At 71.8% G+C, this 15,742-nt stretch carries 10 protein-coding genes; 5 read left to right on the plus strand and 5 right to left on the minus strand.

Annotation, left to right across the window (positions count from 1 at the left end; all coding sequences use genetic code 11):
* Complete coding sequence (rpsA, locus tag ACZ43H_RS10355) at positions 1–1,476, minus strand: 30S ribosomal protein S1 (RefSeq protein ID WP_464589991.1); 1,476 nt, start codon at positions 1,474–1,476, stop codon at positions 1–3.
* A gap of 434 nt (positions 1,477–1,910) precedes the next feature.
* Positions 1,911–3,269 (minus strand): HNH endonuclease signature motif containing protein, encoded by a 1,359-nt coding sequence (locus ACZ43H_RS10360; protein ID WP_464589993.1) that lies wholly within the window; start codon positions 3,267–3,269, stop codon positions 1,911–1,913.
* A gap of 395 nt (positions 3,270–3,664) precedes the next feature.
* On the opposite strand from ACZ43H_RS10360, the gene ACZ43H_RS10365 reads away from it, so the two are divergent.
* The gene (locus ACZ43H_RS10365; RefSeq protein ID WP_464589995.1) at positions 3,665–3,949 is read left to right on the plus strand and encodes a DUF3303 domain-containing protein; all 285 of its coding nucleotides are present in this window, start codon (positions 3,665–3,667) and stop codon (positions 3,947–3,949) included.
* On the opposite strand, the gene ACZ43H_RS10370 is transcribed toward ACZ43H_RS10365, so the two are convergent.
* Positions 3,940–4,857 (minus strand): phosphotransferase family protein, encoded by a 918-nt coding sequence (locus ACZ43H_RS10370; RefSeq protein WP_464589997.1) that lies wholly within the window; start codon positions 4,855–4,857, stop codon positions 3,940–3,942. The two genes, ACZ43H_RS10365 and ACZ43H_RS10370, sit on opposite strands and share 10 nt — an antisense overlap.
* An 18-nt stretch (positions 4,858–4,875) precedes the next feature.
* Here ACZ43H_RS10370 and ACZ43H_RS10375 point away from each other — a divergent pair, with 18 nt between their 5' ends.
* On the plus strand, positions 4,876–5,700 hold the full coding sequence (locus ACZ43H_RS10375; RefSeq protein ID WP_464589999.1) for a class I SAM-dependent methyltransferase: 825 nt from the start codon (positions 4,876–4,878) through the stop codon (positions 5,698–5,700).
* Between the two features lie 4 nt (positions 5,701–5,704).
* Here ACZ43H_RS10375 and ACZ43H_RS10380 read toward each other — a convergent pair whose 3' ends face one another.
* Positions 5,705–6,649 (minus strand): PorA family protein, encoded by a 945-nt coding sequence (locus ACZ43H_RS10380; protein ID WP_464590001.1) that lies wholly within the window; start codon positions 6,647–6,649, stop codon positions 5,705–5,707.
* A 175-nt stretch (positions 6,650–6,824) separates the two neighbouring features.
* Here ACZ43H_RS10380 and ACZ43H_RS10385 point away from each other — a divergent pair, with 175 nt between their 5' ends.
* Genes ACZ43H_RS10385 through ACZ43H_RS10395 form a run of 3 tightly spaced genes read left to right on the plus strand, consistent with a single transcriptional unit; the run spans position 6,825 to position 11,634 of the window.
* The gene (locus tag ACZ43H_RS10385; protein ID WP_464590003.1) at positions 6,825–8,588 is read left to right on the plus strand and encodes a hypothetical protein; all 1,764 of its coding nucleotides are present in this window, start codon (positions 6,825–6,827) and stop codon (positions 8,586–8,588) included.
* On the plus strand, positions 8,585–10,456 hold the full coding sequence (locus ACZ43H_RS10390; protein WP_464590005.1) for a hypothetical protein: 1,872 nt from the start codon (positions 8,585–8,587) through the stop codon (positions 10,454–10,456). The genes ACZ43H_RS10385 and ACZ43H_RS10390 overlap by 4 nt, the downstream gene beginning before the upstream one ends.
* Positions 10,453–11,634 (plus strand): acyltransferase family protein, encoded by a 1,182-nt coding sequence (locus tag ACZ43H_RS10395; protein ID WP_464590007.1) that lies wholly within the window; start codon positions 10,453–10,455, stop codon positions 11,632–11,634. The genes ACZ43H_RS10390 and ACZ43H_RS10395 overlap by 4 nt, the downstream gene beginning before the upstream one ends.
* 61 nt (positions 11,635–11,695) lie before the next feature.
* Here ACZ43H_RS10395 and ACZ43H_RS10400 read toward each other — a convergent pair whose 3' ends face one another.
* Positions 11,696–15,727, minus strand: coding sequence for an alpha-(1->3)-arabinofuranosyltransferase domain-containing protein (locus tag ACZ43H_RS10400; RefSeq protein WP_464590009.1), 4,032 nt, complete (start codon positions 15,725–15,727; stop codon positions 11,696–11,698).
* Between the last annotated feature and the right edge of the window lie 15 nt (positions 15,728–15,742).

The raw sequence follows: 15,742 nt of genomic DNA on the forward strand, positions 1-15,742 counted from the left end.
TCAGTTGCCCCCGCCGGTGAGCTTCTCGCGCAGCGCCTGCAGGGCCTCGTCGGAGGCGAGCGAGCCGCCCTCGGACTCGGTGCTGACGTCGTCGTTGCCGCTGGAGTACGACGTGGCCTCGCCGGCCTCGACCTCGGCCTGCTTGGCCTCGGCCTGCTGCTTGACGTGGGCCTCCCAGCGAGCGTGCGCCTTGGCGTACTGCTCCTCCCAGGTCGCGCGCTGCTCCTCGAAGCCCTCGAGCCACTCGCCGGTCTCCGGGTCGAAGCCCTCGGGGTAGACGTAGTTGCCCTGCTCGTCGTAGGTCGCGGTCATGCCGTAGAGGGTCGGGTCGAACTCCTCGACGTCCGTCGCGGCCGCGGTGTCGTTGGCCTGCTTGAGGGACAGCGAGATCCGGCGACGCTCGAGGTCGATGTCGATGATCTTGACCATGACGTCGTCGTTGACCTGGACGACCTGCTCCGGGATCTCGACGTGGCGCTCGGCCAGCTCGGAGATGTGGACCAGGCCCTCGATGCCCTCCTCGACGCGGACGAACGAACCGAACGGCACCAGCTTGGTGACCTTGCCCGGGACGATCTGACCGATCTGGTGGGTGCGGGCGAAGTGCTGCCACGGGTCCTCCTGCGTCGCCTTCAGCGACAGGGAGACACGCTCGCGGTCCATGTCCACGTCGAGGACCTCGACGGTGACCTCGTCGCCCACGGCGACGACCTCGGACGGGTGGTCGATGTGCTTCCACGACAGCTCGGAGACGTGGACGAGGCCGTCGACGCCGCCGAGGTCCACGAACGCACCGAAGTTGACGATCGAGGAGACGACGCCCTTGCGGATCTGGCCCTTCTGGAGCTGGGTCAGGAAGCCGTGGCGGACCTCGGACTGGGTCTGCTCGAGCCACGCACGACGCGACAGGACCACGTTGTTGCGGTTCTTGTCGAGCTCAATGATCTTCGCCTCGAGCGTCTGGCCGACGTAGGGCTGCAGGTCGCGGACGCGACGCATCTCCACCAGCGACGCGGGCAGGAAGCCGCGCAGGCCGATGTCGAGGATCAGGCCACCCTTGACGACCTCGATGACGGTGCCCTCGACGACGCCGTCCTCCTCCTTGACCTGCTCGATCGTGCCCCAGGCGCGCTCGTACTGGGCGCGCTTCTTGGACAGGATCAGGCGGCCTTCCTTGTCCTCCTTCTGGAGGACCAGGGCCTCGACCTTGTCGCCGACCTCGACGACCTCGGAGGGGTCGACGTCGTGCTTGATCGACAGCTCGCGCGAGGGGATGACGCCCTCGGTCTTGTAGCCGATGTCGAGCAGGACCTCGTCGCGGTCCACCTTGACGATGGTGCCGTCGACGATGTCACCGTCGTTGAAGTACTTGATGGTCGCGTCGATCGCGGCGAGGAAGTCCTCTTCGGAACCGATGTCGTTGACCGCCACCTGGGGCGCGTCGTAATCGGGAAGAGTGGAGATGGTGCTCGTCATAAGGGAAAAAGATCCTTGGATGGTCAGTTGTCGTGCGGGCACGCCGGACGTCGCGTTTCACTACCGGTGAGATGCCCCGCCGGACTGACGGGGCTGATAGCGAGCGAGAGTCCACTCCGTCCGGGACGCAGGCAGACATCAGGCGCAACAGCCAGCGTACGCCGCGGCGTGTCACCGCGTCCAACCGGCGAAGGGCTCTGGCCACGCGGGCCTCGTGGCGCTATGGCAAGGGTACTTCGCGACCTCCGCGACCGGGCAGGGCGGCGACCAAGACGCAGGGTCGCCGGCCGCGGGGGCCTGCGGTCTAGCCGCGAGCGTCGTCGAGGCCACCGCGGGCGGGCGGGGCAGCGGCCGGGTGATGACTGTGGGCAGCACGGCAGGCCCGATGACCCGGTGGGTGCCGGGTGATCAGGCCTGCTGGTGCTTGCAGGGGCTCAGTTGGTGTCGAGCCGGATGGTGCCGTGGGGTGTGACGAGGTAGCTGCGGCCGTGGGGGCCGTGCCACTCGTAGGTGCCGTCGGGTCGTCGCCGGTATCGCCATCGGCGGCTGGTCTTGGCTCGGTGATGTCGCCTGCAGAGGGGTGCGAGCTTGTCGGGTGCGCTCTGGCCCGGTGGTCCGCCCTCGTCGATGGGGACGTAGGGCTCGATGTGGTCGAGGTCGGATCGCCGGGCGTCGACGGGGCACCAGGGGAAGACGCAGTGCCCGTCGCGCAGGATGACCAGCTCGGCCATCCACGCTGGCGGGTCGTGCGCGTCCACGGCCCGGGTAGAAGCGAGGTCGATGACGGGCTGGATGGTGACCCGGGAGCGGCCGACCCAGTCCTTGATCAGGTCGATGGTCGCCGGCCCCAGCCGCTCCACCGTGCCAGTCGCGGTGCTCTCACCCTCGGTGGTGGTGCAGCCGGTGGCGAGGTCGGCCAGGGAGAGGTGGAGGTAGAGCCGGGTCTTGGGCGGCCTTGGCTTCGCGGGGGCAGCGGGGGCTTCGGGCTGCTGTCCGGTGAGGGTGAGGAGGTCGAGGGTGGCCTGTTGGGCGGCGATCACACCGAGGGCCTTGGCCTTGCGGACCTCGAGGTCGTCCTCATCGCCCAGGGCCTTGAGCTGGGCGGCCTGGTCGCAGACCAGGTCGTGGAAGGCGACCAGGTCGAGGGTGTCGCCGGCGACGTCGAGGTAGCTGGTGCCGTCGAACCGGCCGGGGTGGTCGTGACGCAGGGTGACGTGCCAGCCCTGCCGGCCGCGCTTCTCCTTGGCCTCGATCAGGTCGGGGTCGAACTTGGCGATCGCGTGCGCCACGGTCGTCTCGACCGCCTTCCACCCACACGACGCGAGCCGCGGTGCGAGCTGCTCATCCACATACGCCGCGGCGGCCCTGGAGAGCTGGTGGGTGGCCTTCGCGACCTGCCGCGCCCGATATGGCTCCACCGCCAGGGCCTGCACGAGCCGCCAGATCCGGGGCAGCCGGTACCTCAGGTCGAGGGCGTCGGCGATCAGCGCCATCCCCGCCTGGGTGGAGACCTCCAGGGTCGCGGCGAACGGCTCGGGCGCGAATGCCGCCAACGCCGGGGTGCCGTCCCCACCCAGGGACTCGTCGGCGAGCAGCACGCCGGGTCCGCCCCAGGTCGCGACCCCGGTGTCGGCGGTCGCGGGGTGCCGCACGCACCACTCGACGGCGACCCGCAGCTTGCCCCGCTCGGCCGCTCGGGACTCGAGGCGCTTGTATTCGAGCACGCCCAGCAGGCCGTCGAGATCGAGGTCCTCGATCTCGACCGGCTCCCCGGATGCGTCGGTTTCGAACATGGATCCATGATCTCACCGACCACCGACAGTCACCCCCGGAAAGGGCCCGATCCGGGGATTCTGCAGATATCCGAAAGTAAAACTTTCAGGGCGTGGCCGCTCGAGTCCGCGGCCCCTCGTCGGGTGTGCCCACCGCGAGCCGGAAGCCGGGAGGCAGCCCGCGCCACGACGCACCTCCCCCGTAGCTGCCGAGACCTCCACCACCCACGACCCGCAGGCCCGGCGCGGGCGTGGCGGCCCTGCCCGCGCTGCGGGGGTCCCGATGACCGCTCGCTGCTCGACCATGGACCGGCGCTCCCCTACCCCGGCAGCGTGACCTTCGCCTCTGGCGACGCCCGGCCGGGCCTTCCTAGCGTGAGTCGTTCGCACCCCACGGAGGAGCAGCGAGGTACCCCATGAAGCGTCTCTACATGACGACCTACCGGTTCCGCGACGGGCTGGGAGCAGACGAGCTGCGGGAGCTGACCAAGCAGTTCATGGAGATCGGCACGGCCCCCGGCACCATCGCCCACTACGCCTCCCTCGACGGCCGGGGTGGGTTCGTGGTCTCCGAGGACAATGACGACCCGAGCGAGACCTTCAAGGTGACGCTGCAGTACGGCCCGTGGATCGAGTTCGAGGTCGTGCCCGTCGCCACCATCGAGGAAGCGTTCCCGGTCATCCTCAGCGTCTACGGCTGAGCCTCGTCCCGGAGCGGTACGTCGGGGCTGCCGGCCCGGGCGATCGCGCGCAGCAGCCGGTCGGCCCACTCGGCCACGACGTTCTGCGAGCGACGCGGGGCCAGGTCGAGCAGCGCCCACAGGTCGGCCGCGCGGCCCAGGGCCAGCGCCTCGGCCGGGTCACCGCCGCGGCGGGCGACGTACGCGTCGAGCACGGCGTCGACGAAGGCCGGGTCGCGCTCGAAGCGGAGCAGGTTGCCGAGGTCGGTGAAGGGGTGCCCCGCGTGGGCGTACTCCCAGTCGACGAGGCCGGTCACCTCGAGCGTCTCGGGATCGACGAGGAGGTTCTTGAGGTTGAAGTCGCTGTGCACCAGGCAGTGGCGGGTCACGGTGTCGAGCAGCGCCTGCGCCTCGACCGCGACCTCCCGGAGCCCGGCTAGCTCCTCGGGGGTCCACCAGCCCAGGCTGGGCTCCACGTGCTCGACCAGCGCGGGCAGGCCGTCCACTGCCTGCCCGTCGATCGTGAAGGCACCGATGGTGAGGTCACCGTCCACGAACGGGCCGGCCTTCAGCTGGGGCATGCCACCGAGGTCGGCCAGCAACTCACCGAGATGGGCGCCCAGGACCGCGCGCCGGTCGGCGTCGAGCTCCGGCAGGAGGACCTCCGCACGCACGCCCGGGAGGTGCGAGGTCACGAGCAGCGCCGGCATCTCGGTGGCCGGGTCGGCGCGGCGTACCTCCAGCACCTCCGCCACCGGCACCAGCCCACGCACCAGCCGCAGCAGGGACGCGTCGACCTCGTGCGCGGCATCGCCCCGGTGGCTGGGGCGCGCATAGATGCGTACGACGCTCCGCTCCCCCGCGACCTCTGCGACGAACGTCTCTCCGGACCAGCCCCCGGCCAGTGGCGTCAGGGAGGTGAGGTCCATGGCAGTAGTCTGCCGAACGTGAGCGCCGAGCAGTCATCCGGCCACCCGCCCGTCCGCGTCGAGCGCCGCCCCGTCGACGAGGCCGAGTCCCGGCGGGCCAACGGTCCCGACTGGGACCGCTACGCCGACGAGTACCAGGCCACCCACGGGGAGTTCCTCGGCGACGTCGGCTTCGTCTGGGGCCCCGAGGGCCTGACCGAGGCGGAGGCCGGTGTCCTGGGCGACGTCCGCGACCGCGACGTGCTCGAGGTGGGCTCCGGAGCCGGTCAGTGCTCGCGCTGGGTCCGCGCCCGGGGTGGGCGCGGCTACGGCCTCGACCTGTCCTTCCGCCAGCTCCAGCACTCCCGGCGCATCGACATGGACAGCGGCATGACGGTGCCCTCGGTGCTCGGGACGGCGACGCACCTGCCGTTCGCGGACGGCTCCTTCGACGTGGTCTTCTCGTCCTTCGGTGCGCTGCAGTTCGTCAGCGACATCGACCGGGCGGTGGGCGAGGCCGCGCGGGTGCTGCGGCCCGGGGGCCGCTTCGCCTTCTCCATCACCCACCCGACCCGCTGGATGTTCCCCGACGACCCGTCGGAGGCCGGGCTGCTGGCCAGCCAGTCCTACTGGGACCGCACGCCCTACGTCGAGGTCGACGACGCCACCGGCGTGGTGTCGTACGTCGAGCACCACCGCACGCTCGGCGACTGGGTGGGGCTGCTGGCCGACGCCGGTTTCGCGCTCACCCGCCTCCTCGAGCCGGAGTGGCCCGAGGGGCACGAGCGGGTCTGGGGCGGCTGGTCCGGCACGCGCGGCCAGTTCACCCCCGGCACGGCCATCTTCGTGGCCGACCTGCGCTAGGTGCCTAGCGGGTCGCGGTCCCCGCCGGGGTGCGCGGCTCGCTCGCCGTGGCGGTGTGGTCACCACCGCGGCTGCGTCGCTGGAGCAGCAGCAGCGCGATGCCGATCAGCAGGACCGGGATGCCCACGAGGTAGCCCACCAGCGGCACGGTCTTCAGGACGAGCTGGATCATGCCCCACTTCTCGTCGACCTCGTCGACCTTGGCCTGCTGGGTGCCGTCGGTGAACTCGAGGTTCAGGTCGAGGATCTTGGTGCCGTCCTCGAGGTAGCGCTGCTGGTTCTCGACCTGGTTGAGGATGCTGCCGGTGTTGGGGTCGACGTAGATCTCCTTGACGTCGTCGTAGACGCCCGGGACCCCTTCGAGCACGTCGGTCTTCGCGTCCTTGGTCGTGACCTTGTAGACGTAGGCCTCGATCCCCTTGACCTCGTCGGTCCGCTCGTAGACCGCGTCGACGGCCTTGCCGAGCGTGCCCTCCCAGTACTGGTAGGTCTGCTTCTGGGAGTCGAAGGGCCACTTGTTGACCAGGCCCTCGTGCTGGACGGCGTCGTCCGGGAGGTAGCCGTCGTTGGCGACGGACTCCGCGGTGTGCCGGTCGGTGGCGAAGGTGTCGATCTCGGCGGTGATCAGGCGCGGGTCCTTGTCGTCCACGCAGACCCGGTCCTGGCCCTCGTCGACGACCACGCACGTGGTCTGCACGAAGACGGCGACGTCACCGTCGGACTTGTCGCTGTCCGACTTGTTCACGTCGATCGCGTAGATGTCGGAGCTCTCCAGCTTGCCCGTCTCGGGGTTGAGCTTGTCGGCCTGCCCCTCGAGGTAGGTCGTGGTGTTGACGTCGATGGGGGTCCGCTTGACCTTGTCCGGCGCCCACACCTGCGCGACGACAGCCGCCACGATCAAGAAGGCACCGAGGGCGACCAGCACGGGCGCCAACCACTTGAACTTCACGAATCCCCTCCCCGGGAGCGTCAGACGGCTCGAACCGTACCAGTCAGTAGGGGCCACATGTGGCCACTCGAGCAGACGTCACCGGAATCGGGTGCGGACCTGTGAGATAGTCCGCCCCGTGTTCGCCCGCCTCCTACGGTACGTCCGAAACGGGGCCGCGGACCGCAGGATCGTCATGGTCGGTCTCGCGCTGGTGGCCGTCCAGCTCGGCTACCGGGCCTGGGCGCTGGCGGGGTCGTGGTTCTACTTCGACGACCTCGCCTTCATGTCGCGCGCGATGAACCAGCCCTTCGACCTCGGCTACCTGACCGAGTCGTACGGCGGGCACCTGATGCCGGCCGGCTTCGCGGCGGCGTGGGTGCTGACCGACTGGGCCGTCTACGACTGGTGGCCCTGGGCCGCCACCCTGCTGGTGCTGCAGGCGGTGGCCGGGGTCGGCATGCTCCGCCTGCTGCTCTCGATGTTCGGGCACCGTCGGCTGGTCCTGGTGCTGCTGGCCGGCTACCTCTGCTACGTCTTCACGCTGCCCGCCGGACTGTGGTGGGCGGCCGGGATCAACCAGCTGCCCCTCCAGATCGCCCTCGCGTTCGGGCTCACCTCCCACCTCGCCTACCTGCGGACCGCCCGGGTGCGCCACCTCGTGGCCACGCTCGCCTGGACCGTCGCCGGGCTGGCGTTCTACGAGAAGACGCTGCTCCTCTTCGGCATCTACGCGATCGTCGCCCTGGGCTGGTTCTGCCGGGGCAACACGCCCGAGCGGCTGCTCGCGCTGTGGACCCGCTACCGCCCGGGCATCGTGGCGCACACGGTCGTCGCGGCGGCGTACCTCGCCCTGTACGTCGAGTACGGCCTCAACTTCTCCCCCGGTGACAGCAGCAACCAGCCGTGGTCCCCGATCGCCTGGAACCTGGTCGCCGTGGCGCTGCTGCCCGGGCTGGTGGGCGGTCCGATCACCTGGGAGCCCCTGACGGTCGGCTCCTTCGCCGACCCCACGCAGCTCGTCCAGCTGGTCTCCTGGGCGCTGGTGGGCGCGCTCGTCTTCTACGCCTACCGCACGCGCACCCGCAGCGGCCGGGCCTGGGCACCGCTGATGTTCACGCTCCTGGCCAACGTCGCCCTGCTCGCCTCGGCGCGCGCCAACATCGTCGGACCGGACATCGCGCGCGAGTACCGCTACCAGACCGAGTCGGGCGCGCTGTTCGTGCTGTGCGTCGGGCTGGCGTTCCTGCCGCTGCTCGGCGCCGACGAGGTCAACGAGGTGCGCCCCGACGTGCCCCGTCCCTACGAGCGCCAGCGATTCGTGGTGCTCCTCTCCCTGGCCGTCGCGGCCGCGGCGTTCACCTCGAGCGACCGCTACGTCGAGCTGTGGCAGGACCGCAACCCCACGGAGGCCTACATCTCCTCGGTGCGCAGCAGCCTCGCCGCAGCCGACGACAAACCCGTGCCGCTGATCGACACCGGCATCCCCCAGACCCTGCTCTGGGCGTTCCGCTACCCCGAGAACGCCTACAGCCACGTCCTGCGCCCGTTCGCGGACGAGACGACCTACCCGCGGCACGCCGTCGACCGGCTCTACATGTTCGACGACAGCGGCCACCTCGCCCCCGTCGTGGTGCCGCCCACCCGGCAGATGGTCCCCGGCACGGGCTGCGGCTACCCCCTCAAGGGTCGACGGACGGTGATCCCCCTCGACGGACCCGTCATCGGGGGCGGATGGTGGATCCAGCTGGGGTACGCCAGCCGCAGGGCGCTGTCGTTGCGGGTCACGGCCGGGGACGACGTCCACGACCTCGACCTGCCGGCGGGGCTGCACAACGTGTTCGTCCAGGCGTCCGGCGAGTTCCAGGAGGTGACCGTGAGCGGGTACCCACGCTCCAGCGACGCCTGTGTCGCCGAGCTCGCGCTCGGCGTCCCCATCCCCGTGGCGGCCACCTCGTGACCGGAACGCACACCCGCACCTCCCCCGCCGTGGCCGCGGCCACGGGCACCCGCCACCGGCTGTCCCGGCTGGCCCATGCGCTGGAGCACGACCGGGTGCTGCAGGCGGCCCTGGCGATGATCGTGGCCCAGCTCGCCTTCCGCGCCTGGGCGACGTACGGCTCCTGGTTCCACTACGACGACTTCAACTTCATGTCGCGGATGATGAACGAGGGACTGAGCCCGGGTGTGGCGGCGCGGCAGTACTCCGGGCACGTCATGCCAGGAGGCATGTACTTGTCCTGGCTCGCCAACACGTTCGCCCCGTTCGACTTCCGGGTCACGGCATCCATGCTGCTCGGCATGCAGGGCCTGGCCGATCTCAGCCTCCTGGTGCTGCTCATCAAGCTCTTCGGCAGCCGGCCGGGGATCCTGCCCGCCCTCGCGGTCTACCTGTTCTCGGTCATCACGGTCCCCGTGGCCATCTGGTGGGCCGCCGGCGTCAACCAGCTGCCGATGCAGATCGCACTGTTCTGCGCGGTGACCTCCCACGTCACCTACCTCCGCAGCCGACGGTTCCGACACGCGCTGGCCACCAGCGCCTGGCTGGTCCTGGGACTGCTGTTCTACGAGAAGACCCTGCTGGTGTTCGGGGCCATCGCCATCGTGTCGCTGAACTACTTCACCGAGGGCCGGCTCTCGCAGCGGCTGCGGAGCCTGGGCCGCGACTACCTCCCCGGCATCTGCCTGTACGTCGTCGTCGGCGGCGCCTACCTGGCCCTCTACGCCTCGTTCGCGCTGACGTTCAGCCCCAAGCGGGCGGGCGACAGCGCGCTGGGGGGCGTCGTCTCGAACATGGTCTTCCAGGCCTACCTGCCCGGCGTCATGGGCGGCGTCCAGTCCTGGTGGAAGCTGGACCAGTGGGCCCTGCCGACCCCGGGCAGGGGCGTCATGGTGCTGTGCTTCGTGCTGCTGTGCCTGCTGGTGCGAGAGCTCCACCGCACGCGGGCCAGGAGCCTGCGCGCCTGGTGGCTGCCCGCCTTCTTCATGGGCAGCAACATCGTTCTCGTGGTTGCCGCGAGGGCGTCCTTCGTGGGTCCCCTGATCAGCCTGGACTACCGGTTCCAGGCGGAGATGGCGGCCGTGTCCGCCATCGCGCTGGGCTGCGCGACCCTGCCCATCCGCGGCGCGCGGGAGCGTGTCGAGGTCATCCGCTCCAGCTCGCTGCTCGACCAGCCGCAACGCGTCATCGCCGTCTCCTGCGTGGTGGCGGCCCTGGGACTCGTCTCCTCCGCGGACTACGTCCGCCACTGGCAGGAGAGCGAGCCCGCCAAGCCCTACTTCGACACGCTCCTCGGGGCACTGTCCCGTCGGGACGACCCGGTCCCGCTCATCGACCGCACCCTGCCGCCACAGGTCATGTGGGGTCTCGGCTACCCGGAGAACACGCTGAGCCACCTGCTCCACGACGACCCCGGCCCGGCCCGGTTCGTGGACGTCGCCACCGATCACCTGTCGATGGTCGACAAGCACGGCCGGGTGGTGCCGACGATCGTGCCCGACACCCGCCGCGGCCGTCCCGGCCCGCGCAAGGAGTGCGGCTACCGCGTCGCCGACCGGCCGGTCACGATCAGGCTCGACGGCCCGGTCGCCTACGGCGGCTGGTGGGTCCGGATCGGCTACATCGCCACCGGTGACAGCCCGGTGCGGATCACCACGGGCGACGTCACCCACACCACCACGGTCGAGGCAGGGCTGCACGCGTTGTACGTCGCGGGCGGCGGCCGGTTCGACGAGATCGGGCTCTCCGCCCTGGCCGAGGGTGTCTCATTGTGCACGGACGACATCACCGTCGGCCGCCCAGTTCCCAGGACGGAGTTCGCCCCGTGACCTTCCAGGACCGCTCCTTCCCGACGCTGAACGCGGTGCGCGCGGCCGGTGCGATCATGGTGGTGCTGACCCACGCGGCCTTCAACACCGGCCAGATCAACCACGGGTGGACCGGGGCCGCGCTGGCCCGCCTCGACTTCGGCGTCACGCTCTTCTTCGTGCTCTCGGGCTTCCTGCTGAGCCGGCCCTACTTCCTCACCCGGGAGCTCGGGCGCCCCTGGCCCTCCACGCGGCACTTCTGGTGGAAGCGGGCCCTGCGGATCCTGCCGCTGTACTGGGTCGTGGTCGTGGTCTCCCTGCTCCTGGACCCCGCCAACGACGACGCCACGTGGCAGGACTGGCTCAGCCACCTGACCCTGACCCAGCTCTACCGGCCCGAGCTGCTCGCCAGCTCGCTGACGCAGATGTGGAGCCTGTGCACGGAGGTCGCGTTCTACCTGCTGCTGCCGTTCCTGTGCCACGCACTGGTGTGGGGCCGGCGGCAGCGCGACGGCATGCACCTGCCGACGATCTACGGCCGCGCGGCGGTGCTCGGGATCCTCGGCGTGGTCTGGCAGGCCGTCGTGGCCCAGATCCCCGGCCACGAGGGCCACTACGCCCAGTGGCTGCCCGGCTACCTGCCGTGGTTCCTGGTCGGCACCTGCTTCGCGGCACTCTCGGCCGACCTCGTCGTGCACCCGCGCGAGCACCCGGTCGAGCGCCTCGGACGGGACCTGCCGGGCTGCTGGATCCTGGCCACCGCCGTGTTCGCGATCGCCTGCTCGCCCGTCGCCGGCCCGCGGACGCTGCTCACCCCGGGCGGCTGGGAGGCCGCCTCCAAGGTGGTGCTCTACACGATCGCCGGGGCGTTCTTCCTGCTCCCGCTGGTCTTCGGGCCGGAGCGCGAGGGGTGGCTGCGTGCCAAGCTCAGCAGCCCCGTCCCGGTGTGGCTCGGCGACATCTCCTACGGGGTGTTCGCGATGCACATGTTCTTCCTGAACCTGGTCTTCCGGGTCCTCGACATCGAGATCTTCACCGGTCACTTCATCACCGTCGCGCTCGCGACGCTGCTGATCACGATCCCGGTGGCGACGGCGTCCTTCCGCTGGTTCGAGCGGCCGATCCTGCGCGCCAAGAACGTCTGGTTCTTCGCGCGTCTCGACACCGCCAGTCGCCCCGAGCGCGCCTCGGTGCTCTGAACCCGGCCCCGTCGCGGGCGGGCAGGTAGGGCGGCGGTCGGTCCGCCGGCCGGTCCGCTGCTCAGTCCGCCGGCGGGGCGGCCCGGTGCACGTGCGGGAGGGCGTCGTACCGACGCAGGCCGGCCAGGGCCGCGACCGCGAGGCAGATCGCCACCAGGCTCCACGCCTGGCTCCAGCCCACCGCCCAGCTGCGGTCGGTGATCGCCGACCACGACAGCGCCAGGCTGCCCACGAGCAGCGCGAGCCCCGCCAGCAGCGGCCATCCCTGGAACCGACGCAGCCCGAGGCCGGCGGCGGTCGCCAGGAGGACCCCGACCAGGCCCCACCACCCGCAGAGCAGGCCTCCGGCCAGCACCGCCACGGTCAGGTCCAGCAGCCCCGGTCGCCCGGTGCCGAGGGCGGGCAGCTCCCGCCGGGCCGGCGAGCGGCGCGCCCGCAGGACCGAACCCGCCACGACGAGCAGGCACGCCCCGACCAGCACCGCCCCCACGGCCAGCAGCAGGGTGAACGTCCCCGCGGGGCGGTAGGTCAGCTGCACGCTGCCGGCCGCGCCCGGGGGCAGCCGCCAGCCCTGCTTCCAGCCGTCGACGCGCTGGGACGTGAGCTCCTGGCCCTGCCAGGTCGCCACCCAGCCGTCGTTGAAGTTCTGCGGCACGGTGAGCAGCGACGCGCCCGAGCGCTCCGGCACCGTGACGGACACCGGCTCGCCACGGCCGTCACGCGCGACCGGGACGTCCCGGGTGGTCGGGGCGGTCGTGGCCCCGGTGCGGCGCAGCAGCAGGGAGTCCACCCGGAACAGGTTCGAGGGCGTGGCGAGCACGTCGGTGGTGCGGGCGGCCAGGGACACGTCGGAGCCGCCGCAGACCTCGAAGGGCACGCTCTCACCCCGGACCAGCGCCCGGGTGCTGGCCTGCAGCCGGGTCCGGAGGACCTGGTCGCCGACACGCACCGAGGGCCCGCTGCCGCAGCCGAACGAGCGGGGCACCGCGGTCTGGAACGCGAGCGACTCCCGGTTCACCCGGAGCCCGCTGATGCCCGCAGGCATCTCCACGAACTGCTGACCGACCACGGAGAAGGCCGGCTCGGTGGTCAGCACCCGGAGGTCGAGGGAGTCGGTGCGCCAGCCGGGGAGCCGGGCCCGGCCGTCCTCGTCGAGGTCGACCACGCGCGTGTGTCCGTCGGCGCGGACCTGCAGCCGGGTCGGCATCGACGCGGCGGCGGGGTTGAGCCGCACCCGCAGCTCGCGCACGACGCGCGGCGCGCCCAGCTCGACGTGCAGGCGCTCCCGGGGACCGTCGGTCACCCACGTCGTGGCGAGGTTCCCGTCGACCGCGGCCAGCGGCCCCTCCGCGACGTCGGCGGCCCGGTCACCGCTCGCGGTCGCGACGACGCCGGAGCGGAGCAGGCCGCGTCCGTCGGTGGTGCGGCGCAGCGAGACCGTGCCGGACAGGTCGTAGTCCTCGGCATAGGCCGGGGTGAAGCGGCGCGCCAGCACGTCCCCGTCCTCGCCGGGAGCGACGAGCGCGTCGTCGCAGGGCAGCGCGTGCCCGACCTTCACGCAGGCGGCGCGATCCGGGTCCCGGGTCAGCGAGATCGTGTCGAGGGGGTAGCGGTCGTCGACCCGGGGCAGCTGCAGGTAGCGCTGCGCCGGGACACCGGGCACCTCGACCTCGGACAGGCCGAAGGACCCGGGCAGCCGGAGGTCGCGACCGGCCGCCGTCACGCGCAGCACCGTGGCGCCGGTGAAACCGGTCCGGTAGGTCCGGGACCGGCCGGGCGCGGGCGCGGCGACGACCAGCGTGTCCTCGCCGGACCCGAGGCGCAGCCGCGGCACCGGCGCCGAGTCCGCAGGCAGGGTGATGCGCACCTGCGCGACGTCGGTGGGGTGGCCGAACGCCACCTGCCACCACTGGCCGGTGGGGTCCACCTGGCGCGCCGAGCGCCAGGCCGTCGCCGGGTCCCGGTCGAGGGCGGCCCCGGGGTGGGAGCCGATCTGCAGCGGCGGCAGCGCGTCGGCGTACGCCTCGGAGCTGGTCGAGGTGACGGCGCTGACGTCACCGCTCCACACGGCCGTCGTCTGCCAGCGGGCCGGGTGGGCGAGGAAGCGGTGGCTGTGCTCGGGTCCGTTGAGTCGGTAGGGCTCACCCGCCGACATCGTGGCCGACCGGTTCCAGCGGACCGCGGCGAAGTTCGTCTCGCGGCGGCGGGCGCCGTCGGTGAGCACCAGGCCGGCCTCGTCGCCGGACGCGTCCTCGGCCAGGACCCGCTGCCCCGATCCGGCCAGCCCGGCACGCAGCCCGCTGCCCGGGTCACCCATCAGCACCTGCGGGTCGGTGGTCAGCCGCGCTCCGGCCGGCGCCGCGACGTCGTACACGTCGATGGAGCCGGTGCGGGCCGCCAGCCCGTTGCCCGTGACCAGCCGGGTGCCCCCGTCGCTGGTCGTCCAGGCGCCGGAGCCGACCCTCGGGCCGAACGACCGGGCCGGCGTGATGCCCGCCGAGGCGGTCAGCACGCTGCGGACGTACGCCGGGTCGGGGCTGCCGGTCTGGAAGCGGGCCAGGTCGTTGCGGACCACGATCCGCCTCACGCCGTTGGCCGCGAGGAAGGAGGCGAGGGTGTCGCTGGGACGGCCCGACTCCACCACCCGGGTGACGGCGTCGAGGAACACGACGTTGCCGGGCTGGGCGAGCGGGATGACGTTGCGCACCGCCCACGGGCTCTGCGCGAGCCCCTGCATCACGTCGTCGTGGACGTTGCCCCAGTCGTAGACGCCGAAGGCCGAGGCGGGCAGCTCGAGGGCCACCGAGCCGTCGTCCTCGTCGGCGAGGTAGTCCGCCGCCGCGGACCAGTAGCCGGGCACCGCCGTCACACCGTTGCGGGGCGCGATCTCGTCCTGGGCCCAGGGCAGCGCCAGGGCGACCAGGGCCAGCGCGGTGGCCACCTGGAGCGCGCGCAGGGCCGGCCGGGCGCCGGGCCCGCGGAGCAGCCGCGGGATCAGGTGCAGGGCGTGCGCGACGCCGAGGACCAGCGGGATCCGCAGCACGACGTCGAACTTGTGCAGGTTGCGGAACGGCGCCAGCGCGCCGTCGAGCAGGCCGGTCCGGTCCGCTGCCCACCACCCGGCGAGGTCGCCGGAGTAGCCGAACCCGACCAGGGTCACCCCGACCAGCAGGCCCAGCGTCAGGAACCGCTGGTGCGGGTTGCTGCGCAGCAGCACCCCCACCAGTCCCAGGGCCACCAGGGCGGCCGCGTCGAGCATCAGGAACGGCGTCGTCACCAGGTGCTGGCCGGCGGGGTAGTCGATGCCGGCGAAGTAGGCGACCCAGTCGGACGTGCCGAGGAGGGTCCGCGCCAGCCCCGTGGGGACCGTGGTGATCGTGGCGTTCTCGATGTAGTCCAGGAACGGCGGGGAGTAGCGCCCCAGCAGCAGCAACGGTCCCGACCACCAGGCCGTCGCGAGGCCGGTGAACAGGACCCACCACCCGAGCAGCCGCCACTTCCGCGGGCCACCGGAGCGGGTGAGGATCCACAGCAGCCCCAGGGGCAGCACCGCGGCCACCGCGACCGCGTTGACGCCACCACAGGTCGCGACCGCCAGCGCGCTGAGCGCGGCACCGCGGCGCACGGACCCGCGCTCGCTCGCCGCCACCAGCGGCAGCAGCACCCAGGGCGCGAGCGCCATCGGCCACACCTCGACGGAGACGCCGCCCAGGAGGGTCGTGATCCGGGGGGTGAGCACGAACGCGAAGCCCGCGACCACCTGGGTGACCGGTGAGCCGAGGCCGAGCCGCTGGGCCAGCCTGACGACGCCGAAGAACGCCAGGCAGAGCAGCAGGCTCCACCACAGGCGCTGGATCACCCACGGCGGCAGGTGCACCACGTTGCCGAGCCAGAAGAACGGACCCATCGGCCAGGCGTAGCCGTAGGCCTGGTTCTGCAGCTGGCCGAAGGCCGCGGACGGGTCCCACAGGTGCAGGCCGCCGCGCAGGAACTTGCCCGGCGCTGTCACCAGGTCGAACTTGGTGTCGGCGACCATCCTCCCCGCGGACTGCGCGAAGCAGAAGGCCGTGAGCACGGCGGCGTAGCCCCACATGCGCAAGCGCGACGT

It is taken from the genome of Nocardioides sp. DN36 (genome assembly GCF_055380375.1).

Excerpts from the sequence above, each read along its gene's own strand:
- ACZ43H_RS10400 (WP_464590009.1), bottom strand. The coding sequence starts at position 15,727 with ATGTGGGGCTACGCCGCCGTGCTCACGGCCTTCTGCTTCGCGCAGTCC.
- rpsA (WP_464589991.1), bottom strand. The coding sequence starts at position 1,476 with ATGACGAGCACCATCTCCACTCTTCCCGATTACGACGCGCCCCAGGTG.
- ACZ43H_RS10365 (WP_464589995.1), top strand. The coding sequence starts at position 3,665 with ATGAAGCGTCTCTACATGACGACCTACCGGTTCCGCGACGGGCTGGGA.
- ACZ43H_RS10385 (WP_464590003.1), top strand. The coding sequence starts at position 6,825 with ATGGTCGGTCTCGCGCTGGTGGCCGTCCAGCTCGGCTACCGGGCCTGG.
- ACZ43H_RS10360 (WP_464589993.1), bottom strand. The coding sequence starts at position 3,269 with ATGTTCGAAACCGACGCATCCGGGGAGCCGGTCGAGATCGAGGACCTC.
- ACZ43H_RS10370 (WP_464589997.1), bottom strand. The coding sequence starts at position 4,857 with ATGGACCTCACCTCCCTGACGCCACTGGCCGGGGGCTGGTCCGGAGAG.